A 23,786-nucleotide genomic window follows, 5' to 3' on the forward strand; every position below is an offset into this window, starting at 1 on the left:
GTCAGAACTCGCTCCAGTCGCCCTTGGCGTCGCCGGTCATGGACAACTGCGGGGCCGAGGCGGCGCCGGGGGCACGCCGTGCGGGCAGCGGCGGGGCCGCGCGCCGGGGCGCGGGCCTCGCCACCTTCGGGATCGGGGTGATGGGCGTGAACGCCGCGCGGGGGGAGGCCACGGCGTTCCGGTCGAGCTTGAAGATGCTGACGGCCTGCACGAGGCTGCCGGCCTGTTCCTGCAGCGACTGGGCTGCCGCCGAGGCCTCTTCGACCAGCGCGGCATTCTGTTGGGTGACCTGGTCCATCTGGCTGATGGCCTGGTTGATCTGTTCGATGCCCGAGGTCTGCTCCTGGCTCGCCGCCGTGATCTCGCCCATGATGTCGGTCACGCGCTTCACGCTGCCCACGATCTCTTCCATCGTGCGGCCGGCTTCTTCCACCTGCTTGCTGCCTTCTTCGACCTTCTCCACGGAGTCGCCGATCAGCGTCTTGATCTCCTTGGCCGCTGCGGCCGAGCGTTGCGCCAGGCTGCGAACTTCCGAGGCCACGACCGCGAAGCCACGGCCCTGTTCACCTGCGCGTGCGGCTTCCACCGCCGCGTTCAGTGCCAGGATGTTGGTCTGGAATGCGATGCCGTCGATGACACCGATGATGTCCACGATCTTCTTGGACGACGCATTGATCGAGCCCATGGTGTCGACCACCTGCCCGACCACGTTGCCGCCGCGCACCGCGACCTCGGAGGCCGACACGGCCAGCTGGTTGGCCTGGCGTGCGTTGTCCGCGTTCTGCTTCACAGTGCTCGTGAGTTCCTCCATCGAGGCGGCTGTTTCTTCCAGCGAACTCGCCTGCTCTTCGGTGCGCGACGACAGGTCCTGGTTGCCCGAAGCGATCTGCCCCGAAGCCGTCGCAATGGTCTCGGTGCCGGAACGCACCTCGCCCACCACCTTGGCCAGGCTGGCGTTCATCTCGCGCAGCGCATGCATCAGCTGGCCCGCCTCGTCGCGGCTCTCCACCACGATGTCCGCGCTCAGGTCGCCGGCGGCCACCGTCTCGGCCACCGTCACCGCATGGCCCAGCGGACGCACGATGCCCAGCGTCAGGCGCCACGCGAACAGCGCGCCCAGCACCAGCGCAATGGCCGACAGCGCCAGCAGCAGGGTCTGGCCGCTTTCGTGGTCGGCAAGGATGCCCTTGGACAGCACGTCGATCCTGTCGCGCTGGTACGCGGCGAGCTTGGCCACGGAGTCTTCATAGACGGCGAGGCCCGACGCGAACTGGTTGTCCGCCAGGGCGGTGGCTTCGTCGCTCTGGCCCGCGAGCTTGAGCTTGTTGAGCCTGTCGCTGATTTCCAGGACGACCGCGCGCGCATCGGCCACGCCGGCGTAGAGCTTCTTTTCTTCCGGCGAGGTCAGCAGCCCTTCGAGCTCCTTCTGCACGGGGTTGATCCGGTTCGAGCTCTCGGTGCGCGCCTTGGCGAAATAGGCCACCACGGTCGGGTCCGTGGACTTCACCATCGCGTAGGAGCGCACCACGGTCGGCCCCAGCAGGTTGGCCCACTGGTTGGCCAGGCGCTCCTTCACGAGCGCGTGCGCAATCATCTCGTCCGTGGACTGGCCCACGCTGGCAAGGCGCAGAAAGCCGGTGCCGGCAATCACCGCCATCAACAGCAGCATGGCCGCGAAGCCAAGGCCCAGGCGGGTGCCGATTTTCAGGTTCTTCAAACTCATTTGATTTCTTCTCTTTCAGAACTGCAGCGAATCCCGCCGCGGGATGCGGCGTTGTCGATTCGTTATCGGCACAGGCCTGCCGGTCTTGAGCCCTCGTGTCTCTTGGCTCTCTTGTCTCTTAAAACTCCGTCCAGTCGCCCTTGGCGTCGGCAGTCACGGCCAGCCGCGGCGCGGCACCCGTGCCGGGTTCGCCGCGCGCAGGCAGCGCCTTGGCCGGGCGCTTGAGCGCCGACTGGGAAGCGGCAACCGCCTTGGCGGGCCGGGCGATGGGCGTGATGCGTGTGAAGTTGGGGCGCGCCATCACGGCGTTGTGGTCGAGCTTGAAGATGCTGACGGCCTGCACGAGGCTGCCGGCCTGCTCCTGCAGCGACTGGGCTGCGGCCGAGGCCTCTTCCACCAGCGCGGCGTTCTGTTGGGTCACCTGGTCCATCTGCGAGATGGCCTGGTTGATCTGTTCGATGCCCGAGGTCTGCTCCTGGCTGGCTGCCGTGATCTCGCCCATGATGTCGGTCACGCGCTTCACGCTGCCCACGATCTCTTCCATCGTGCGGCCGGCTTCAGCGACTTGTTTGCTGCCTTCTTCGACCTTCTCCACGGAGTCGCCGATCAAGGTCTTGATTTCCTTGGCTGCTGCTGCGGAGCGCTGCGCCAGGCTGCGAACTTCAGACGCCACGACTGCGAACCCACGGCCTTGCTCTCCGGCGCGAGCGGCTTCCACAGCCGCATTCAGCGCGAGGATGTTGGTCTGGAACGCGATGCCGTCGATCACGCCGATGATGTCCACGATCTTCTTGGACGAGGCATTGATCGAGCCCATCGTGCCGACCACCTGCGACACGACGCTGCCGCCCTTCACGGCCACTTCCGAAGCCGAAACGGCCAGCTGGTTGGCCTGGCGCGCGTTGTCGGCGTTCTGCTTCACGGTGGAGGTAAGTTCTTCCATCGACGCGGCGGTCTGCTCCAGCGAACTGGCCTGCTCTTCGGTGCGCGACGACAGGTCCTGGTTGCCCGAGGCGATCTGGCTCGACGCGGTAGCGATGGTGTCCGTGCCCGTGCGCACTTCACCCACGATCTTCACCAGGCTGCCGTTCATGCCCTTCAGCGCTTCGAGCAGCAGGCCGGTCTCGTCGGTCGTCCTGGCCTCGATGCGGCTGGTCAGGTCGCCCGCGGCCACCGACTGCGCCACCTTCACGGCTTCGGCGAGCGGACGCGCGACGAGGCGCGCGATCCACAGCGCCAGCGCCAGTCCGAGCGCGACAGCACCCAGCAACAGGCCCACCACCCAAATACGGGCTTGCGCGTACACCTTGTCGGCCGTCTCGCCCGCGCGAACGGCGCCGGCCACGTTCAATTCGGTCAGCTTGTCGAGCGCCGCGTTCATTTCTCGGCTCAGCTGCAGCGCCTTGCCGCCGCTCAGCGCGGTCGCCTCCTCGGTGTTCTGCGTGTGCGACATGGCGATGACCTTGTCGTGCGCCAGCGCGTACTCGGCCATCAGCTTCTCGAACACGGGATAGATCTCGCGCTCCTCGGGTTCGGAGATGAGCGCCTGGTATTCGGCGCGGCTCTTCTGCAACGCGGCCCAGGTCACGTCCATCGACTTTTCGTAGACGGCCATCTCGGTGTACGAGCCGGACAGGATGTGCTGCAGTTCCTCGGAGCGGTAGCGCGACACCAGGTTCTTTATCTCAAGCAGGGAACGCGTCGCCGGCAGCCAGTTGGTCGCGAGGTCCGTGGTCATGCCGTGGACCTTGCCGAGCTGCAGCACGGAAACGGCACCGACGCACGCCGTCAACACAAGGACGGCAATGAACGCCACAAGCAGCTTGGTCGCGATTTTGAGGTTGTAGAACGCTTTGATGATTTTTCCTTCAGGGGCCGCGGGCCCCGGATCGCCTGTTATGTGTTGTTCTTCCGCGGGAGACTCAGAATTCCGTCCAGTCGCCGGAGCTGGCCGCCGCCAATTGCGGCGCGGCGCCCTTGGCCGGTTCGTGGCGCGCCGGCAGCGCCTTGGCCGGGCGCTTGAGCGCCGACTGGGAAGCGGCAACCGCCTTGGCGGGCCGGGCGATGGGCGTGATGCGTGTGAAGCTAGGGCGCGCAACCACGGCGTTGTGGTCGAGCTTGAAGATGCTGACGGCCTGCACGAGGCTGCCGGCCTGTTCCTGCAGCGACTGGGCTGCCGCCGACGCCTCTTCCACCAGCGCCGCGTTCTGTTGGGTGACCTGATCCATCTGCGAGATGGCTTGGTTGATCTGCTCGATGCCCGAGGTCTGCTCCTGGCTGGCCGAGGTGATCTCGCCCATGATGTCGGTCACGCGCTTCACGCTGCCCACGATCTCGTCCATGGTGCGGCCCGCTTCAGCGACCTGCTTGCTGCCTTCTTCGACCTTCTCCACCGAGTCGCCGATCAAGGTCTTGATTTCCTTGGCTGCTGCTGCGGAGCGCTGCGCCAGGCTGCGAACTTCGGAGGCGACGACCGCGAAGCCACGGCCTTGCTCACCGGCACGCGCTGCTTCCACCGCCGCGTTCAGCGCCAGGATGTTGGTCTGGAACGCGATGCCGTCGATGACACCGATGATGTCCACGATCTTCTTGGACGAGGCATTGATCGAGCCCATCGTGCCGACCACTTGCGACACGACGCTACCGCCCTTCACCGCGACCTCGGAGGCCGACACGGCCAGCTGGTTGGCCTGGCGTGCGTTGTCCGCGTTCTGCTTCACCGTCGAGGTCAGCTCTTCCATCGAGGCGGCTGTTTCCTCCAGCGAACTGGCCTGCTGCTCCGTGCGCGAAGAGAGATCCTGGTTGCCCGCAGCAATCTGGCCCGACGCCGTCGCGATCGTCTCGGTGCCCGAGCGCACCTCGCCCACCACCTTGGCCAGGTTGGTGTTCATGTTCTTCAGGGCCTGCATCAACTGGCCCACCTCGTCGCGGCTGTCCACGGGAATGTCGGCGCTCAGGTCGCCCTGTGCCACCGTCTCGGCCACCACCACCGCCCTTGCCAGCGGACGCACGATGCTGCGCGAGATGAAGAAGGCAAAGATGCCCCCGCTCACCACCGTCAGCACGGTCAGCAGCAACTGCAGGTTGAAGCTCTTCAGGTTGGCGGCGTCGATGTCGTGGCTCATGCGGTCGATGTCGCGGCGTTCGATCGACAGCAGCTCCAGCACCCGGCTCTCGTAGGCCTTGGCGGCCGGCTGAAACACGTCCTGGAACGCTCGCGCGGTGTCCACCGCATTGCCGCTCGACTTGGCCTTGCCGACCTCGTCCTTGGCGGCCTGGTACTTCGCACGCAGCTCGACGATCGATTTGTAGGTCGCTTTTTCCTCGTCGGTGAACAACAGCGGCTCCACCTTCGCCATGGTCTCGCTGCCCTTCTTCACGCTGTCGGAGATGACGTCGGCAAAGGTCGCGGGCAAGGTCTCGTCCGTGGTGCGCGCGATCATCGAGGTGCGTGCGATGGCCGCGTAGGTCAGCACATACCAGTCGGAGATGAGCCGTTCCTTGGCGAGCGGGCTCTGCATCATCAGCCGCGTGGCTTCCGCGTTGTTGCGCGCGGACACCAGCGCGATGGCGGTCGAGATCACGGTCAGGCCGAGCACGATGGCAAAGGCCAGCGTGAGGCGTCGGGCGATGCGAAGATTGGCGAGGAAGTTCATGGGGTGCCTTCAGGCGAATGTGCAGGGGGGTCAGGCGGTGGCTGCGGCCTCGACGAGGCCCATTTCGTCGCTGGACATCAGGCGGTCGATGTCCACCAGGATCAGCATCCGCTCGTCCAGCGTGCCCAGCCCGATCAGGTAGTCCGCGTCCAGCACCGAACCCATCTCCGGCGCAGGCTTGATCTGCTCGCCCGTCAGCGTGATCACGTCCGACACGCTGTCCACCACCATCCCCACCACACGCCCACCGATGTTCAGCACGATCACCACCGTGAACTGGTCGTACGTCGGGTCGCCCAGCTTGAACTTGATGCGCATGTCGATGATCGGAACAATGATCCCGCGCAGGTTCACCACACCCTTGATGTAGTCCGGCGCGTTCGCAATGCGCGTCACCGCGTCGTACCCGCGCAGCTCCTGCACCTTCTGGATGTCGATGCCGTATTCCTCTTCGCCCAGCTTGAAGGTCACGACCTCCAGGCGCGCGGCGACGGCGGCGGACGATGCCGAGGCGGCTTGTTTCAATGGGTCTTTTGCCTTGTTGAGCATGGGGTCTTCTCCGGGTTGGGTCTGTTGAATGTGAGTTGGATTCGCGGTCGCGCGCTTCAGGCGGCCAGCTCGACTTGCGAGGCCTGCGCGACTTCGGCCGCCTGGCTCGCGTCGCCGCGGAACACGCGCACGGCCTTCACGAGGCCGTCGGCCTGCTCCTGCAGCAGTTCGGCCGTGGCCGTGGCTTCTTCGACCAGCGCGGCGTTCTGTTGCGTGACCTGGTCCATCTGGCTGATGGCCTGGTTGATCTGTTCGATGCCGGAGGTCTGCTCCTGGCTGGCGGTGGTGATCTCGCCCATGATGTCGGTCACCCGCTTCACGCTGCCCACGATCTCCTGCATCGTGCGGCCGGCTTCCGCCACCTGTTTGCTGCCGGCTTCGACCTTGTCGACCGAGTCGCCGATCAGCGTCTTGATTTCCTTGGCGGCGGACGCGGAGCGCTGCGCGAGGCTGCGCACTTCCGAGGCCACCACGGCGAAGCCCTTGCCCTGCTCGCCGGCGCGTGCGGCTTCCACGGCCGCATTCAGCGCCAGGATGTTCGTCTGGAACGCGATGCCGTCGATCACGCCGATGATGTCGACGATCTTTTTCGACGACGCATTGATCGAGCCCATGGTGTCGACCACCTGCGACACGACATGGCCGCCCTTCACCGCGACTTCCGAAGCCGACACCGCCAGCTGATTGGCCTGGCGCGCGTTGTCCGCGTTCTGCTTCACCGTCGAGGTCAGCTCTTCCATCGAAGCCGCCGTCTCTTCGAGCGAACTGGCCTGCTGCTCGGTGCGCGAGGACAGGTCCTGGTTGCCCGAGGCGATCTGGCTGGACGCCGACATCACGCCGGCCACGTTCTCGCCCACGTCCGAGACGATGGCGAAAAGGTTGGCGCTCATCTGGTTCAGCGCACGCAGCAGCCCGGTGATTTCGTCGCCGCGCCGCACCTCGAAGCGCGCGAGGTCGCCGCCTGCGATGGCACGGGCCACGTGCACCGCCTCGTCCAGCGGGCGGAACACCGTGCGGCCGAGGAACCGGCCCAGGCCCAGCCAGGCGAGCGCGGAGGCCGCGCCGGCGGCCGCGATCAGCCCAGGCAAGCTGCCGTGCGCGCCGGCGGAAGCCACCAGCCGCGACGCTTCCATCCAGCCCGCGAGACCCAGGCCCAGCGAGAGCACGGCGGCCACGGCGGTAGCGCCGGCCACGCGGCTGCGCACGGGAATGCGGCGCAGCCGCGCCAGCGGGCTGCGCCAGCCGCGCTGCACCACCTCGCCTTGCAGGAGCTCGATGTCCTTGGCGCGGCCTTCGCGGATGCGGGCGTACAGCGCGTCGGCTTCAGCCACTTCGGCACGCCCGGGCTTGCTGCGCACCGACATGTAGCCCTGCACGCGGCCGTTGCGCCGGACGGGCGTGACGTTGGCCAGCACCCAGTAGAAGTCGCCGTTCTGGCGCCGGTTCTTGATGAGGCCGGTCCAGGGCAGGCCCTGCCCCAGCGAGGCCCACATGTCTGCGAAAGCCTCGGCCGGCACGTCGGGGTGGCGCACGATGTTGTGCGCCTTGCCCATGAGGTCGCCCACCGCGAAGCCGCTGGCTTCCACGAAGGCCGGGTTGACGTAGGTGATCCGGCCCTTCAGGTCGGTGCGTGACACCAGGGCGGCGCCCGGTGGGAGTTCGTATTCGACGCCGGTGATCGGCAGGTTGACGCGCATGTCGGTGTCTTCTGTTTCAGGCCAAGGCCACCTGTGGGTTGCCGAGGCGGAACACGCCGACGACTTCCGAAAGACTGCCCGCCTGTTCCTGCAGCGACTGGGCGGCGGCCGAAGCCTCCTCGACCAGCGCGGCGTTTTGTTGGGTGACCTGGTCCATCTGCGTGATGGCCTGGTTGATCTGCTCGATGCCCGAGGTCTGCTCCTGGCTGGCTGCCGTGATCTCGCCCATGATGTCGGTCACGCGGCGCACGCTGCCCACGATCTCGTCCATGGTGCGGCCGGCTTCGGCCACCTGCTTGCTGCCTTCGGCGACCTTGTCGACCGAGTCGCCGATCAGCGTCTTGATTTCCTTGGCTGCTGCGGCCGAGCGTTGTGCGAGGCTGCGAACTTCCGACGCCACCACGGCGAAGCCGCGGCCTTGTTCGCCGGCACGCGCGGCTTCCACCGCTGCGTTCAATGCCAGGATGTTGGTCTGGAACGCGATGCCGTCGATCACGCCGATGATGTCGACGATCTTCTTCGACGACGCATTGATCGAGCCCATGGTGTCGACCACTTGCGAGACCACGGTGCCGCCCTTCACCGCCACTTCGGACGCCGACACGGCCAGCTGGTTGGCCTGGCGTGCGTTGTCCGCGTTCTGCTTGACGGTGCTCGTGAGTTCTTCCATCGAAGCCGCCGTCTGTTCGAGCGAGCTGGCTTGCTCTTCGGTGCGCGACGACAGGTCCTGGTTGCCTGCCGCGATCTGGCCCGAGGCCGTGGCAATGGTGTCGCTGGACTCCTTGATCCGTCCGACGATCGAGGTCAGCTGTGCCTGCATCTGCTTGATGGAGTGCAACAGGCTGCCATCGCGTGCGGTGTCGGCGTCGACGGCCATCGTCAGGTCGCCGTTCGCGATGCGGCTGACCACGTCGGCCGCATAGACCGGCTCGCCGCCCAACTGGCGGCTCAGCAGGCGCGCGACCAGCACGCCCAGGCCCACGCTCGCCGCAATGCCGGCCAGCGCCAGCACCACCATCATCAGCCGCGATGTGCTGTAGGTTTCGCCGGCGTGCTCGGCGCTGAGCCTGGCCAGCTCCTTGCTGTGCGCGACCATGCCCTTGAGCACTTCCTCGACCCCGCGCGATTCCTTCAGCAGGCGTGTGCTGTCCTCGGTCACCTGGTTGTCGAACTGCGAACTGTCCAGCGGCTGCTTGAACACCAGCGCCACGAAATCGCTCATGCGCTTGGTCAGAGGGCCGATCAGGGCCTCGTACTGGCCGTAGAGCTTCTTGCCTTCCTCGGTCTCCTCGAAGAAGGGCTTCACCTCGCCGGCGCGCGCCGCCAGGCTTTCCATCGACGCCTTGAGTTCGGTCGCCCCCGCGTTGCGTTCGCCGCGCGTGCCGGCCGACAGCAGCGTGACCTGTGCACGGCTGGCGTACAGCAGATGGATGTTGGCTTCCTGGACCGCCTGGAGCGCCTGCAGCTCATTGGCGTACAGCCGCTGCGTGGCGTCGCTGATGCGCCCCATGTGATAGATGCCGAGCGCGCTGACTGCAGCGCCGATGGCCGCGACCACGAGAAAGCTGAGGATCAGCCGGACGGTGACGCGGAGATTCTGGAACCATTGCATTTCTTTTTTCCCTTGTTTATGGAGCGAGTGCGGTGAACTGCGGGTGCTGCGCCGAGCCGGTGGCGCGGCTGCTGTCCAGGCGGAACACGCCCACCACTTGCGACAGGTTCCCCGCCTGTTCCTGCATCGATTGCGCGGCAGCCGAGGCTTGCTCGACCAATGCGGCGTTCTGTTGCGTCGCCTGGTCCATCTGGCTGATGGCCTGGTTGATCTGCTCGATGCCCGAGGTCTGCTCCTGGCTCGCCGCCGTGATCTCGCCCATGATGTCCGTCACGCGCTTCACGCTGCCCACGATCTCTTCCATCGTGCGGCCGGCTTCTTCCACCTGCTTGCTGCCTTCTTCGACCTTCTCGACCGAGTCGCCGATGAGGGTCTTGATTTCCTTGGCTGCTGCGGCCGAGCGCTGCGCCAGGCTGCGAACTTCAGATGCCACGACTGCGAAGCCACGGCCCTGCTCGCCGGCGCGCGCGGCTTCCACCGCCGCGTTCAGCGCCAGGATGTTCGTCTGGAACGCGATGCCGTCGATCACGCCGATGATGTCGACGATCTTCTTCGACGACGCATTGATCGAGCCCATGGTGTCCACCACCTGCCCGACCACGTTGCCGCCGCGCACCGCGACCTCGGAGGCCGACACGGCCAGCTGGTTGGCCTGGCGTGCGTTGTCCGCGTTCTGCTTCACCGTCGAGGTCAGCTCTTCCATCGAAGCCGCCGTCTCTTCGAGCGAACTCGCCTGCTGCTCCGTGCGCGAAGAAAGATCCTGGTTGCCCGAGGCGATCTGGTTCGACGCGGTCGCGATCGTGTCCGTGCCCATGCGCACTTCGCCCACCACCTTGGCCAGGCTGGCGTTCATCTCGCGCAGCGCATGCATCAGCTGGCCCGCCTCGTCGCGGCTCTCCACCACGATGTCCGCGCTCAGGTCGCCGGCGGCCACCGTCTCGGCCACCGTCACCGCACGGCCCAGCGGACGCACGATGCCCAGCGTCAGGCGCCACGCGAACAGCGCGCCCAGCACCAGCGCAATGGCGGCCAGCACCATCAGCATGGTGCGTCCGCTCTTGAAGTCGGTGTCGATGCCCTGGGCCGTTGCGTCGATCTTCTCGCGCTGGTGGTTGGCCAGCGCTTCCACGGCGCCGCTGTAGACAGCCAGCGCCTCCGTGAACTTGGTGTCGACCAGCGTGTTGGCTTCGGCCTGCTGGCCGCTGTCCTTGAGCTTGTTGAGCACGCCCACCGTCTCGAGCACCACGGCGCGCGAAGCCGCCACCTTGGCATAGAGCGCCTTTTCCTCGGGCGTGCTGAGCATCGATTCGAGCTTCTTCTGCGCCGGGCTGATGCGTGCGGAGCCGGCGGCCTGCGTCTTGGCGAAGTAGGCGGCGATCTGCGGATCGGTGGTCTTGACCATGGCGAAATTGGCCACGGTGTTCGAGCGGAGATTCGCGAGCCATTCAGTCGCGAGCCGCTCCTTGACCAGCGCCTGCTCCACCATCTCGTCGGTGGCATTGCCCACGTGGGTCAGCCGCAGCACGCCGATGCCCGCGATGAGTGCCATCAGCAGCAGCATCACCGTGAAGCCGAAGCCCAGGCGGGTGCCGATTTTCAGATCTTTCAAACTCACAGCTCCATTCCTTCCGTCACAGGGCGACAGGGCCACCGCGGCAATGCCGTCATCCTGTTATCGGCAACGGACCGCCAGACTTGAGACCTTTGTTCTCAAAAGAAGGAAAGATCGGCGCCGCACGCACAAAGCCGCCCGGCTGCGCGTGCGCTGCAGCGTCTTCCAGCTTGAAGACACTCACGGTCTTCACGAGGCTGCCGGCCTGTTCCTGCAGCGACTGGGCGGCCGCCGAGGCCTCTTCCACCAGCGCGGCGTTCTGCTGCGTGACCTGGTCCATCTGGCTGATGGCCTGGTTGATCTGCTCGATGCCCGAGGTCTGCTCCTGGCTCGCCGCCGTGATCTCGCCCATGATGTCGGTCACGCGCTTCACGCTGCCGACGATCTCTTCCATGGTGCGGCCGGCTTCTTCCACCTGCTTGCTGCCCTCTTCGACCTTCTCCACCGAGTCGCCGATCAAGGTCTTGATTTCCTTGGCCGCTGCTGCGGAGCGCTGCGCGAGGCTGCGAACTTCCGAGGCCACGACCGCGAAGCCACGGCCCTGTTCGCCGGCGCGAGCGGCTTCCACCGCCGCGTTCAGCGCCAGGATGTTGGTCTGGAATGCGATGCCGTCGATGACACCGATGATGTCCACGATCTTTTTCGACGAGGCATTGATCGAGCCCATGGTGTCGACCACCTGCCCGACCACGCTGCCGCCGCGCACCGCGACCTCGGAGGCCGACACAGCCAGCTGGTTGGCCTGGCGGGCGTTGTCGGCGTTCTGCTTCACGGTGGAGGTCAGCTCTTCCATCGACGCGGCTGTTTCTTCGAGCGAACTGGCCTGCTCTTCGGTACGCGACGACAGGTCCTGGTTGCCCGAGGCGATCTGGCTCGACGCGGTAGCGATGGTGTCCGTGCCCGTGCGCACTTCGCGCACGATGCGCACCAGGCTGGCGCGCATGGTTTCCACGGCGCGGGTGATCACGCCGATCTCGTCGCGGCGCTGCGAGGCCAGCCGGCCCGACAGGTCGCCGCCGCCGATGGCCGCGACATGCGCGCTCAGCGCGCTGATGGGGCGCACCGTGCGCCGGATGAACGCCACCAGCCCGAAACCCAGCACCAGCGCGGCGATCGCGATGCAGCCGCCCAGCCATGCCAGCTGGCGGCGCAGGCCGGCCATCACCTCGTCGGCCGGCACCTCGGCCACCACCAGCCAGCCGGTGGCTTCGCTGCGGGCGACCGACGCATGGTGCGCGCCCGCCGCGCCCGGCGCCAATACCGCCGGTGCGTCGTCGATCCAGAAGGCGTCGCCGCCCTTCAGGCGCTCCAGCCATGCATTGGCATCGCCCTTCAACACATCCGACAACGGCTTGCCGGCCGCGCTGGGATGGAACACGAGCGTGGGCCCGGGCGCCGCGCCGGGGCCGCCGGCGCCCGCGCCAGCCGGGTTGACGATGTACAGGCCGCCTTGCGTGTAGATGCGCGTGCCCTTCACCGCCTCGGCAAAGGCGGCCTGCTGCTGCGAGATGTCCAGCCCGATGTAGAGCACGGCCACCACGCGGCCGGCCGCGTCGCGCACCGGCTCGTACACCGTGATGTAGGGGCGCCCGAACAGGGTCACGCGCCCCACGAAGCGCCTGCCTTCGCGCAGCAACGGATAGGCCGCGCTCTTGCGGTCGAGCAGCGTGCCCACGGCACGCTCGCCGTTTTCTTTCTTCACCGAGGTGGTCACGCGCCGGAAATCTTCGGCTTGCGCGACGAACACGGTGGCGTTGGCACCGGGGAAGTCGCTCGCGAAGCGGTCGACCTCGCTGGTGGTGGCGGCGTCAATGGGCGTGCCGTCGCTGGAAAGGATGCCCGAGGCATCGAGCGCCAGCGTCTGCGCGAACTGCCGCCGGAACACGCCGAAGGCGTTGCCGGCGGTCGACTGCATGGTCTGGTCGAAGATGTCCAGGGACCGCGCGATGGCCTCCGCCTTCGCGTTGGCATATTGGGCGGCGCCGCGCTGCTGCTGCTGCGACGCCAGTGCGTAGAAGATGCACAGCATCAGCCCCGTGACCCCGAGGATCGCCACGCCCGCGCGGATGCTCAGCGTGCGCGCGAGCGATACAAAGGCGGGCGGCGGTGCGTCGTGTGGCTGCGCACCAGGTCGTTCGAGGCTCATCGGTTCTCTTTCAGGTCAAGGGAACGGCCCCTGCTTCGCGGCCGGACGCCGCGGCATCGCCGTGTTCCTGTATCGGCATCGCAGCGCCGGAGTTGAGGGCTTTTTTCTCAAAACTCGGTCCAGTCGCCTTGGTTGCCGCCGGCCATGGCGAGTTGTGGGGCGGACGCGGCCTTGCGATGGGCGGGCAGCGCCTTGGCCGCCGGCCGGACGGTCTTCGAGACGGGGGCAACGGGCCTGATGGGGGTGATTCGTGTGAAGCCCGGGCGCGCGAGCGCCCGCTCTTCGCCGCCCAGCTTGAAGACACTCACGGTCTTCACGAGGCTGCCGGCCTGTTCCTGCAGCGACTGGGCTGCCGCCGACGCCTCTTCCACCAGCGCGGCGTTCTGCTGCGTGACCTGGTCCATCTGGCTGATGGCCTGGTTGATCTGCTCGATGCCCGAGGTCTGCTCCTGGCTCGCCGCCGTGATCTCGCCCATGATGTCCGTCACGCGCTTCACGCTGCCGACGATCTCTTCCATGGTGCGGCCGGCTTCTTCCACCTGCTTGCTGCCCTCTTCGACCTTCTCCACCGAGTCGCCGATCAAGGTCTTGATTTCCTTGGCCGCTGCTGCGGAGCGCTGCGCGAGGCTGCGAACTTCCGAGGCCACGACCGCGAAGCCACGGCCCTGTTCGCCGGCGCGAGCGGCTTCCACCGCCGCGTTCAGTGCCAGGATGTTGGTCTGGAATGCGATGCCGTCGATGACACCGATGATGTCCACGATCTTCTTGGACGACGCATTGATCGAGCCCATGGTGTCGACCACCTGCCCGACCACGTTGCCGCCGCGCACCGCGACCTCGGAGGCCGACACAGCCAGCTGGTTGGCCTGGCGTGCGTTGTCCGCGTTCTGCTTCACAGTGCTCGTGAGTTCTTCCATCGAAGCCGCCGTCTCTTCGAGCGAACTCGCCTGCTCTTCGGTGCGCGACGACAGGTCCTGGTTGCCCGAGGCGATCTGGCTCGACGCGGTAGCGATGGTGTCCGTGCCCGTGCGCACTTCGCGCACGATGCGCACCAGGCTCTCGTTCATCGCCTTGAGCGCGGCCATCAGCCGGCCGGTTTCGTCCTTCGAATGCACGTCGATGCGCGAGCTGATGTCGCCTGCGGCCACCTTCTCGGCCACCTGCACGGCTTCGCCGATCGGGCGCGTGATGGTGCGCGTGATGAACCACGCGATGGCGGCGCCCGCCGCGACGGCCAGCGCGCCCAGCGCCAGCATCAGGTTGCGCGCCCACGCGTAGCCGGTGCCGGCTTCGTCGTTCGCCGCGCGGGACAGGCGGCTTTCGTGCGCGTCCAGGTTGTCGAGCTCCACGAGCACGGCCTTCACGGCCGGCTGGAACTTGGTGATGAAGAGCATCGTCGCTTCGTCGTTCTTGTTCTGCAGCGCCAGCTCCGACAGGGCGGTGTTCAGCGGCACGAGCACGCCCACCTTCTCGTCGATGCCGGCCAGCAGCGCCTTGCCCGCCGGCGAGGCGAGCAGCTTGACCAGGGTCTCACGAGCTTCGGAGAAGCGGTCTCGCGCGCCGGAGATCTTCTTGGCTTCCTCGCGCATGGCGGCGTCGTCGCTCAACAAGATGAGGTTGCTGTCGAGGATGGCGATGTCGCGGATCGCGTCCGCCATCTTGTTGACGGCGGCCACCTTGGCGTTGTTGCCGGTGACGATGCCGTTCAGCCGACGCTGGATGTCGGCCATCGAGTCGAGGCCCAGGCCGACCAGGCCGGCCAGCAACAGGAGCACCGCGGCAAAGCCGATGCCGAGGCGGGTGCCGATTCTGAGATTGAGGATGGAGTTCATGGAAAGTGTCAGGAGTCGCTTGCTTTTAGATTCTTGAAAACGCTGTCCAGGCGCCGGGACACCAGTTCGGCGTCGCGCGACGAGCGGGCAATGGAGCGCGTGACGCACCAGGCAACGAGCACGCCGGCCAGCAGCGCGGCAACGCCCAGGCCGAACACGGCGTGGCGCGCCCATTCGAAACCGGCGCCGGCCTGGAAGCCAAGGCTCAACGCCGCGGCCAGCACGAACAACGACACGGCGAAACCGGTGCCCAGGCGAAGGGCGATCTTGGGACTGAGACGAATGCGCACGGTTGCTTCAGGCCCCCAGCAAGAGGGGTTCGTCGGCGTCGAGCTTGAACGTGCTCACAGCCCGCATCAAGTCGTCGGCCTGCTCCTGCAGCGACTGCGCGGCGGCAGAAGCCTGCTCCACCAGCGCGGCGTTCTGCTGCGTGACCTGGTCCATCTGGCTGATGGCCTGGTTGATCTGTTCGATGCCGGAGGTCTGCTCCTGGCTGGCCGAGGTGATCTCGCCCATGATGTCGGTCACGCGGCGCACGCTGCCCACGATCTCGTCCATGGTGCGGCCCGCTTCGGCCACCTGCTTGCTGCCCTCTGCGACCTTGTCGACCGAGTCGCCGATCAGCGTCTTGATTTCCTTGGCGGCGGACGCGGAGCGCTGCGCGAGGCTGCGCACTTCCGAGGCCACCACGGCGAAGCCCTTGCCTTGTTCGCCTGCGCGCGCCGCTTCCACGGCCGCATTCAGCGCCAGGATGTTGGTCTGGAACGCAATGCCGTCGATGACACCGATGATGTCCACGATCTTTTTCGACGACGCATTGATCGAGCCCATGGTGTCGACCACCTGCGAAACGACATGGCCGCCCTTCACCGCGACTTCCGATGCCGACACGGCCAGCTGGTTCGCCTGGCGCGCGTTGTCCGCGTTCTGCTTGACGGTGCTCGTGAGTTCTTCCATCGAAGCCGCCGTCTGTTCGAGCGAACTGGCCTGCTCTTCGGTACGCGACGACAGGTCCTGGTTGCCCGCTGCAATCTGTCGCGAAGCAACCGCGATCGAATCGGTCGAGGCCTTGATGCGGGTCACCAGGTCGGTCAGCGTGTCTTCCATCTCGCCCATGCCGCGCAGCAGCCGGCCGAAGTCGCCGCCGCGCTCGGTCTCGAAGTCCTTGCTCAGGTCGCCCGAGGCGACGGTCTCGGCAATCAGCAGCGCCTCGCCGATCGGGTCGACGATGCTGCGGGTCAGCGCCCATGCGACCACCGTGCCCACCACGAGCGAGAACATGGTCAGCGTCAGCACGTAGATGCGGCCCGAACGGTACTGCGTGTCGATGTCGGCGGCGGTGGTGTCGATGTCCTGCTGTTGCTGCGCCAGCATGGCGCGAATGCTCGCGTCGTAGGCTTCCAGCGCGGGCAGCATCTGGGCGTCGGTGAGCCGGGCGGCCTCGTCGCCGCGGCCCTCGGCCTTGAGCTTGAAGATGCGGTTGCGCAGTTCGACATAGTCGCCGCGCTTTTTCTTGATGTCGGCGCTCAGCGCCAGCTCGGCCGGCGTCTGCAGCATGGCCTCCAGCTTCTTCTGCGTCTCGCTGATGCCGGCGCTGGTGGCGTCGATGTTCTTCTGCAGATAGGCCTGCACCGCAGGGTCGTTGGTCTTGAGCAGCGACAGGGTGCGCACGCCGTTGGTGCTGGTGCCCAACTGCCAGGCCGCGGCCAGGCGCTCCTTCGCGAGCGAGCGCTTGGCCATCGACTCCGTGGCCTCGCCCACGCCCTGCAGGCGCAGCACGGCAATGCCCGCGGTGATGAGCGCCAGCGCCAGCACCAGTGCAAAGCCGGCGGCCATGCGCCGCCCGATCTTCCAGTTTTTCATGTGTTGCTCCTCGCAGGCCCTTGTGTCTTTGTCGTAGTCGTTGTCTTGCTTGTCGCGGCCTTCATGCGGCCTTCATGCGGCCATCTTTTCGACGAGGCCCATTTCGTCGCTGGACATGAGCCGGTCGATGTCCACCAGGATCAGCATCCGCTCGTCCAGCGTGCCCAGCCCGATCAGGTAGTCCGCGTCCAGCACCGAACCCATCTCCGGCGCAGGCTTGATCTGCTCGCCCGTCAGCGTGATCACGTCCGACACGCTGTCCACCACCATCCCCACCACACGCCCACCGATGTTCAGCACGATCACCACCGTGAACTGGTCGTACGTCGGGTCGCCCAGCTTGAACTTGATGCGCATGTCGATGATCGGAACAATGATCCCGCGCAGGTTCACCACACCCTTGATGTAGTCCGGCGCGTTCGCAATGCGCGTCACCGCGTCGTACCCGCGCAGCTCCTGCACCTTCTGGATGTCGATGCCGTATTCCTCTTCGCCCAGCTTGAAGGTCACGACCTCCAGGCGCGCGGCGACGATGTGTTGCGACTGCTGCTTGTGGGCGATGCCCGCGATCTCTGTCATGGCGTTTCTCGGTAGGGTGTAGCCCGCCCCGAAGCCGCGGGCAGGCGGACGGGCCGGGTGCGGCTCAACCGAACTTCTGCATGATGCGAACCAGCTTCTCGCCGTACTTCGGATCGGTGGCATAGCCCGCGCGCTGCAGGCCGTGCGCGGCCGCGGCGGGGTCGTCGGTGGCCAGCACGTTGGCGTAGCGCGGGTTGCGCGTGATGAACTGCGCGTAGTCGGTGAAGGCCTCTTCGTACGAGCCATAGGCCCTGAACCTGGCGCGCATCTTCTGCGGTTCGCCGTCGACGTATTCGGTGGTGGTGGTTTCGACCGTCGCGCCCTTCCAGCTCTTGTCGGCCTTGATGCCGAACAGGTTGAAGCTCTGCGTGCCGTCGTCGGCGCGGATCTCGCGCTTGCCCCAGCCCGACTCCAGCGCGGCCTGCGCCAGGATCAGCGGCGCGGGCACGCCGCTGGCCGTGCTGGCCGCCTGCGCGGAGGCGCCCATGCGGCCCACGAAGTCGTCGACCTTGCCCTGCAGCGAAGCGTCGCCGCCACCGCCCGTGCCGTTGCCTCGGCGGTCGCTGTTGAACTGGTAAACGCTCAGATCGGCCTGCGTGCCCACGCGGCTGCTGGGCGCCGAGCCCAGCGGAATGCCCGCGTTCGGCGCATACGGGAAGCCGCCGCGCGGCTCCAGCGACATGGGCTTGGTGCCGATGGCCGCGTCGGCCTCGAAATCGGTCGGACCCGAGGGCAGCTGGCGGCGCAGCTGCGCGAGCATCGACTCGGCCAGCCCCACGCCGCGCCCCGAGAGGTTCTGCGTGAGCTGCTGGTCGAACATCGACATGTAGACCTTCTGGTCCTGGCTGTCGAGCAGGCCGCTGGAGGGCGTGGCCTCGCGCATGCTCTTGAGCACCATGTTCATGAACAGCGCCTCGAACTGCCGCGAGACCTGCTTCAGGCCTTCTTCGGGCGAGGAGCGCACGGTGTGGCGCAGGGCGTCGACGCCCTGCACGTCGAGCGCGAAGCGCTGGTCGAGCGCACCGGTGCGGCTGGCCGCGTCGGCGCCGCTCCAGGCGCTGGAGGTGGATACCGTCATTGCGTCGTCCTCAGATGATCTCGAGCTCGGCGCTCAGGGCGCCGGCCGACTTCATGGCCTGCAGGATCGACACCAGGTCCTGCGGATTCGCGCCCAGGGCGTTCAGCCCCTTCACCACGTCCGCCAGCGAGGCGCCGCCGCGCACCATCTGGATCGCACCGCCGCCCTGGTTCACTGAAATCTGCGAGGTCTGCGCCACCACCGTGCTGCCGCCCGAGAGCGCGCCCGGCTGGCTGATGACCGGCTCGGTGTTGATCACCACCGACAGGCTGCCGTGCGCAATGGCGCAGTCGCGCACGCGAACCGCCTGGTTCATGACCACCGAGCCGGTGCGCGCGTTGACCACCACGCGGGCCGCGGCCTGCGTGGGCGTGACCTCGAGGTCTTCCAGCCGCGCGAGGAAGCCCACGCGCTGCTGCGGCTCGGGCGCCCGCACGCGGATCGCCCGCGCGTCGATGGCCTCGGCCGTGCCGGGGCCGAACTGCCGGTTGATGGCGTCCACCGCGCGCTGCGTGGTGCCGAAGTCGGAGCGGTTGAGCTCGATGGCGAAGGTGCCTTCCGCGCCCACGGGCGCTTCCACCGTGCGCTCCACCAGCGCGCCGGCCGGAATGCGGCCCGAGCTCAGCTGGTTGATCTGCACCTTGCTGCCGTTGGCCGCGGCGCCGGCGCCGCCGATCACCATGTTGCCCTGTGCCACCGCGTAGGTCGCGCCGTCCACGCCCTTCAGCGGCGTCATCAGCAGCGTGCCGCCGCGCAGGCTCTTGGCATTGCCCATGGACGACACGGTGACGTCGATGTTCTGCCCCGGCCGCGCGAACGAAGGCAGCGTGGCCGTGACCATCACCGCCGCCACGTTCTTCAGCTGCATGTTCACGCCCTGCGGGATCGTGATGCCCAGCTGCTGCAGCATGTTGTTCAGGCTCTGCGTGGTGAACGGCGTCTGCATGGTCTGGTCGCCGGTGCCGTCCAGGCCCACCATCAGGCCGTAGCCGATCAACGGGTTGTCGCGCACGCCCTGGATGCTGGCGAGCTCCTTGAGCCGCTCGGCATGAACGGGTGCGAGGCACAAGGTGCCGAGGACCGCGAAAGCCGCGGTGCGCAGGAGCGCCGAGGTGCGCGAAGCCAGGATGTTTTTCATGTTCAGAATGGCATCACGTTGAGGAAGATGCGCTGCATCCATCCCATCGTCTGCGCCTCGTCGATGTAGCCCTTGGCCGAGTACTCGATGCGTGCATCGGCCACCAGCGTGGAGGGCACGGTGTTGTTGCCCGACACGGTGCGCGGGTTCACCACGCCCGAGAAGCGGATGTACTCGGTGCCCTGGTTGATGCCCATCTGCTTCTCGCCGCTCACGAGCAGGTTGCCGTTGCCCATCACGTCCGTCACCGTGACCGTGATCACGCCGTTGAAGGTGTTGTTGGCGTTGGCGCCGCCCTTGGCGGTGAGCGTGTTGGTGCCGCTGAGCTTGGAGTCCTGTCCGTCGAGCAGGCCGCCGATGAGCTTCGGAATGACGGCGAACACGCTGGCGGTGCTGCCCGCACGGCTGGCGTTCGCGCCGGAGTTCTTGGTGGCGTTGACCTTCTCGCTGATGAGAATGGTCAGGATGTCGCCGACGTTGCGCGGACGGCGGTCCTCGAACAGCGCGTTGGCGCCGGGGCCGTCCTGGAAGATCGCGCCCGGAGCGCGTCGCGGCTGCAGGGCCGCGTAGCTTTCGGCGCGCGCCGTCATCGGCTGGTGCACCAGCGGCTCGCGCGGCAGTTGCGCGCAGCCCGCGCCCAGCGCGGTGACGCACACCAGCACCAGCGCGCGAGACATCGCGCTGCCGCCTCGCACGGCCCGATGAAGAAGACGCACGCCCCGCATCACATCTGCGCCAGGCGCTGCAGCATCTGGTCGGAGGTCTGCACGGCCTTGCTGTTGATTTCGTACGAACGCTGGGTGGCGATCATGTTGACCAGCTCTTCCACCACGTTGACGTTCGACGCTTCCACATAGCCCTGGCTCAGCGTGCCCGCGCCGTCGACGCCGGGATTCACCTGGTTGGGTGCGCCCGAGGCATCGGTTTCGGCGTACAGGTTCTCGCCCTTGCTTTCCAGGCCGGTGGGGTTCATGAAGGTCGCGAGCTGGAGCTGGCCGACCTGCACGGTGTTGGTGCTGCCCGCCTGCACGACCGAGACGATGCCGTCGCGGCCCACGGTGATGCTGGTGGCGTTGGCCGGAATGGTGATCGCGGGCTGCACCGGGAAGCCGCTGGCGGTCACGAGCTGGCCGTCGCGGTCTTTCTGGAACGAGCCGTCGCGCGTGTACGAGGTGGTGCCGTCGGGCATCAGCACCTGGAAGAAGCCGCCGCCGTTGATGGCCACGTCGGTGGGCTTGTCGGTCTTGGTGAGGTTGCCTTGCGAGTGGATGCGCTCGGTGGCGACCACGTGCACGCCGGTGCCGACCTGCAGGCCCGAAGGCAGGCGGGTCTGGTCGGACGACTGGCCGCCGCTCTGGCGCAGGTTCTGGTAGACCAGGTCCTCGAACACGGCGCGGCTGCGCTTGAAGCCGGTGGTGCCGACGTTGGCCAGGTTGTTGGAGACCACGTCGAGCTGCGTCTGCTGCGCGTCGAGGCCGGTCTTGGCGATGTAAAGGGAGCGAATCATTTCTTGGGAGTCCTGCGTGTGTGGCGAGGCGGGTGGCGACTGAAGCGGGCGCGTGGGCTGCGAATCAGCCGTACGACAGCAGCTTGTTGGCCGACTGCGCGTTGATGTCGGCGCTCTGCAGCGACTTCATCTGCATCTCGAAGCTGCGCGCGTTGGCGATCATGGCCACCATGGCCTCGACCGGATTGACGTTGCTGCCCTCGATGGCGCCGCTGACCAGCGTGACGGCCTCGTCGGCCTGCGCCGGCTGCTGGCCCGCGCGCATGCGAAACAGACCGTCGTCGCCGCGCTCGAGGTCGGCGTTGTCCGGGTTCACCAGCTTCAGGCGGCCCACTTCGGCAATGCCGGTGGAGGTGCCCGAGGCGGGGTCGCGCGCCGCGACCAGCCCGTTGGAGGCGATGGTCAGCGCGGAGCCGGGCGGCACGGTCATCGCGCCGTTGTCGCCCATCACCGGGCGTCCGCCCATGGTGGTCAGCTGGCCGTCGGCACCGATCTGCAGGTTGCCCACACGGGTGTAGGCCTCCCCGCCATCGGGTGTCTGCACCACCAGCCAGCCGGGGCCGCTCACGGCCACGTCGAGCGGGCGGCCGGTCTCGGTGAGCGGGCCGTGGGAAAAGTCCGCGCCCGGCGTGGTGGCGGCGACGAAGGCGCGCGTGGGCGCTTCCCCGCCGACCACGGGCACCGCGCGGAAGTTGGCAATCTGCGCACGGAAGCCAGGCGTCGAGACGTTCGCCATGTTGTTGGCGACCGAGGCCTGCTGTTCCATGATCTGCTTGGCGCCGCTCATGGCGACATACAACATGCGATCCACTGGGTGTTCCTGGTGTGAGTCGTTGGGGGGCGGTGCGTCAGCGGATGTTCATCAGCGTCTGCATCACCTGGTCCTGCGTCTTCACGGTCTGCGCATTGGCCTGGTAGTTGCGCTGCGCGACGATCAGGTTGACCAGTTCGGACGTGAGGTCGACGTTGGACGACTCCAGCGCGCCGGACTGCAGCGCGCCGAGCTTGGTGCCCTCGCCCGGCGTGCCGGTGAGCGCGGCGCCCGAGGCGGCCGTTTCGGCCCACACGTTGTCGCCCTTGGGCTCCAGGCCGTTGGGGTTGGAGAACGACGACAGCACGATCTGGCCGAGCAGCTTGGTCTGCTCGTTGGAGAACTTGCCGGTCAGCGTGCCGTCTGCGTTGATCGAGAACGAGGTGAGCTCGCCCGAACGGTAGCCGTCCTGGCTGAGCTTGCTCATGGCGTTGGCCGCGCCGAACTGGGTGGTGCCCGAGAGGTCGATCTTGGCCGTGAGCGGCGCGGAGCCGTTGGCGAAGTTGAGCGGGCCGATGTTCACCGAGCCGCCGGCGGGCGCCGTCATGACGCCCTTGGTGTCGAAGGTCACGCCCGTGAGGATGGGGCCGGTGCCGATGGCCGCGCCGTCGGAGGAGCCGTACACGTCCCAGGTGTTGGCCGCGGTCTTCACGAAGTACACGGCAACGTCGTGCGGGTTGCCCAGCGAGTCGTAGATCGGGCCGACGGCGTTCGAGTAGTTGAAGGTGTCGGAGTCGGCCGCGTTGAACGGCGTCTTCGTGGGGGCGGTCACGCGCGCGTCGATGTTGAACTCGGCCTTGATGTTGCTGGTCGGGTTGGGCGTCATGGCCGCGGTCGGGATCTGCAGGGCGGTGGGCGTGCCGCCGCTGATGCCGCCGCTGGCGTTCACACCGTAGCCCGTGAGCCGCAGGCCCTGGGCGTTGGTGATGTAGCCGTCCTTGTCCTTGGTGAACTGGCCGTTGCGCGAGTACATGATTTCGCCGCTGGCGCTGGCCATGCGGAAGAAGCCTTCACCGTTCAGGATAGCCACGTCCAGCGGGCGGCTGCTCGACTGCGTGGTGCCCTGCGTGAAGTTCTGCGACACGCCCGACACCGAGGCGCCCAGGCCCACCCGCGAGCCGGCGTACACGTCCTGGAAGGTGGCGGCGGCCGACTTGAAGCCGACGGTGCCCGAGTTGGCAATGTTGTTGCCGATGACGTCGAGGTTGGCGGCGGCCACGCCGAGTCCGCTGATGCCCTGGGAAAAAGCCATGATGGTTCCTTAATTCGTTTGCGTTGGATGCGTTGGATGACTCAGAGGAACAGGCGCACGTCGGCCAGGCCGATGTTGTTGCCCGAAGACAATTCGAGCGTGACGCCGTCGGTGCCCTGCTTCACCGCAGCCACCTGTGTGAAGGTGAGCGCGGTGGCCTGCACGGCAGTGCTGCCGTTGGTGGCGTCCACGGTGAAGCGGTAGGCGCCCTCGGCCACCGCATTGCCCGCGTCGTCCTTGCCGTCCCAGGTGACGGCGTTGACGCCTTCCTTCATGGCGCCGGCGTTGATGGTGCGCACCACGTTGCCGGAGGCGTCGAGGATCTTGATGTCGACGTTGGCGGCCGTGCCCGGCAGCTCCACGGCGAAGGCCTGCGTGGCCGGGTCCTTGCCGTCCTCGGGCTTCTTGGTGGTGAGCACGTCGCCGGGCGACAGCACGTTGTAACCAATGAGCGAGGCGGCCTGCAGCACCTGGTTGGAGCCGGTCTGGTTCACCAGTCCCGACAGCGTGGTGTTGAGCTTCTCGATGCCGCTCACGGTGCTCATCTGCGCCAGCTGCGAGGTGAGCTCGGCGTTCTGCATCGGGTTGAGCGGGTCCTGGTTGTTGAGCTGCGTGACCAGCAGCTTGAGGAAGCGCTGCTCGCTGTCTTCGTTGGAGACGCTGCTGTTGCTGGAGGCTGCGGCGCTGGTGGCGTTCTGCCCGGTGATGGACGAGGTGTCGGAGATGGCCAT

At 67.0% G+C, this 23,786-nt stretch carries 19 protein-coding genes; all 19 read right to left on the reverse strand.

Annotation, left to right across the window (positions count from 1 at the left end; translation table 11 throughout):
• Window position 1 precedes the first annotated feature (1 nt).
• Window positions 2-1,723, reverse strand: coding sequence for a methyl-accepting chemotaxis protein (locus ACSFBM_RS12790; RefSeq protein WP_435484667.1), 1,722 nt, complete (start codon window positions 1,721-1,723; stop codon window positions 2-4).
• A 118-nt stretch (window positions 1,724-1,841) separates the two neighbouring features.
• Window positions 1,842-3,581, reverse strand: coding sequence for a methyl-accepting chemotaxis protein (locus tag ACSFBM_RS12795; protein WP_435484801.1), 1,740 nt, complete (start codon window positions 3,579-3,581; stop codon window positions 1,842-1,844).
• 64 nt (window positions 3,582-3,645) lie between these two features.
• A complete protein-coding gene (locus ACSFBM_RS12800) occupies window positions 3,646-5,379 on the reverse strand; it encodes a methyl-accepting chemotaxis protein (RefSeq protein WP_435484668.1) in 1,734 nt (577 codons plus the stop codon).
• Window positions 5,380-5,409: 30 nt separating this feature from the next.
• Window positions 5,410-5,928, reverse strand: a complete 519-nt coding sequence (locus ACSFBM_RS12805) for a chemotaxis protein CheW (RefSeq protein WP_435436175.1) — start codon at window positions 5,926-5,928, stop codon at window positions 5,410-5,412.
• A 56-nt stretch (window positions 5,929-5,984) separates the two neighbouring features.
• Window positions 5,985-7,625, reverse strand: coding sequence for a methyl-accepting chemotaxis protein (locus tag ACSFBM_RS12810; RefSeq protein ID WP_435484669.1), 1,641 nt, complete (start codon window positions 7,623-7,625; stop codon window positions 5,985-5,987).
• A 16-nt stretch (window positions 7,626-7,641) separates the two neighbouring features.
• Window positions 7,642-9,237 (reverse strand): methyl-accepting chemotaxis protein, encoded by a 1,596-nt coding sequence (locus ACSFBM_RS12815; protein ID WP_435484670.1) that lies wholly within the window; start codon window positions 9,235-9,237, stop codon window positions 7,642-7,644.
• A 16-nt stretch (window positions 9,238-9,253) separates the two neighbouring features.
• The gene (locus tag ACSFBM_RS12820) at window positions 9,254-10,852 is read right to left on the reverse strand and encodes a methyl-accepting chemotaxis protein (RefSeq protein WP_435484671.1); all 1,599 of its coding nucleotides are present in this window, start codon (window positions 10,850-10,852) and stop codon (window positions 9,254-9,256) included.
• Window positions 10,853-10,901: 49 nt separating this feature from the next.
• Window positions 10,902-12,995, reverse strand: coding sequence for a methyl-accepting chemotaxis protein (locus tag ACSFBM_RS12825; protein ID WP_435484672.1), 2,094 nt, complete (start codon window positions 12,993-12,995; stop codon window positions 10,902-10,904).
• 107 nt (window positions 12,996-13,102) lie between these two features.
• Window positions 13,103-14,827, reverse strand: coding sequence for a methyl-accepting chemotaxis protein (locus ACSFBM_RS12830; RefSeq protein ID WP_435484673.1), 1,725 nt, complete (start codon window positions 14,825-14,827; stop codon window positions 13,103-13,105).
• Window positions 14,828-14,835: 8 nt separating this feature from the next.
• On the reverse strand, window positions 14,836-15,117 hold the full coding sequence (locus ACSFBM_RS12835; RefSeq protein ID WP_435484674.1) for a hypothetical protein: 282 nt from the start codon (window positions 15,115-15,117) through the stop codon (window positions 14,836-14,838).
• Between the two features lie 7 nt (window positions 15,118-15,124).
• On the reverse strand, window positions 15,125-16,690 hold the full coding sequence (locus ACSFBM_RS12840; protein ID WP_435484675.1) for a methyl-accepting chemotaxis protein: 1,566 nt from the start codon (window positions 16,688-16,690) through the stop codon (window positions 15,125-15,127).
• Window positions 16,691-16,762: 72 nt separating this feature from the next.
• A complete protein-coding gene (locus ACSFBM_RS12845) occupies window positions 16,763-17,269 on the reverse strand; it encodes a chemotaxis protein CheW (RefSeq protein ID WP_435484676.1) in 507 nt (168 codons plus the stop codon).
• A 64-nt stretch (window positions 17,270-17,333) separates the two neighbouring features.
• Complete coding sequence (flgJ, locus tag ACSFBM_RS12850; protein WP_435484677.1) at window positions 17,334-18,347, reverse strand: flagellar assembly peptidoglycan hydrolase FlgJ; 1,014 nt, start codon at window positions 18,345-18,347, stop codon at window positions 17,334-17,336.
• 10 nt (window positions 18,348-18,357) lie between these two features.
• Window positions 18,358-19,485, reverse strand: coding sequence for a flagellar basal body P-ring protein FlgI (locus tag ACSFBM_RS12855; RefSeq protein ID WP_435436164.1), 1,128 nt, complete (start codon window positions 19,483-19,485; stop codon window positions 18,358-18,360).
• 2 nt (window positions 19,486-19,487) lie between these two features.
• Complete coding sequence (locus ACSFBM_RS12860; RefSeq protein WP_435484678.1) at window positions 19,488-20,210, reverse strand: flagellar basal body L-ring protein FlgH; 723 nt, start codon at window positions 20,208-20,210, stop codon at window positions 19,488-19,490.
• Window positions 20,210-20,992 carry a flagellar basal-body rod protein FlgG gene (flgG, locus tag ACSFBM_RS12865; RefSeq protein ID WP_116910947.1) on the reverse strand — a complete coding sequence of 261 codons (783 nt, stop codon included), beginning with the start codon at window positions 20,990-20,992 and terminating at the stop codon, window positions 20,210-20,212. Before flgG ends, ACSFBM_RS12860 begins: the two co-directional genes overlap by 1 nt.
• A 64-nt stretch (window positions 20,993-21,056) precedes the next feature.
• Window positions 21,057-21,803, reverse strand: coding sequence for a flagellar basal-body rod protein FlgF (gene flgF, locus ACSFBM_RS12870; RefSeq protein WP_435436162.1), 747 nt, complete (start codon window positions 21,801-21,803; stop codon window positions 21,057-21,059).
• A 37-nt stretch (window positions 21,804-21,840) separates the two neighbouring features.
• The gene (gene flgE / locus ACSFBM_RS12875; protein WP_435484679.1) at window positions 21,841-23,055 is read right to left on the reverse strand and encodes a flagellar hook protein FlgE; all 1,215 of its coding nucleotides are present in this window, start codon (window positions 23,053-23,055) and stop codon (window positions 21,841-21,843) included.
• A 41-nt stretch (window positions 23,056-23,096) separates the two neighbouring features.
• Window positions 23,097-23,786: a flagellar hook assembly protein FlgD gene (locus ACSFBM_RS12880; protein WP_435484680.1), complete on the reverse strand. Its 690-nt coding sequence runs from the start codon at window positions 23,784-23,786 to the stop codon at window positions 23,097-23,099.

Source organism: Variovorax pasteuri (assembly GCF_051216435.1).
GTDB lineage: Bacteria > Pseudomonadota > Gammaproteobacteria > Burkholderiales > Burkholderiaceae_C > Variovorax.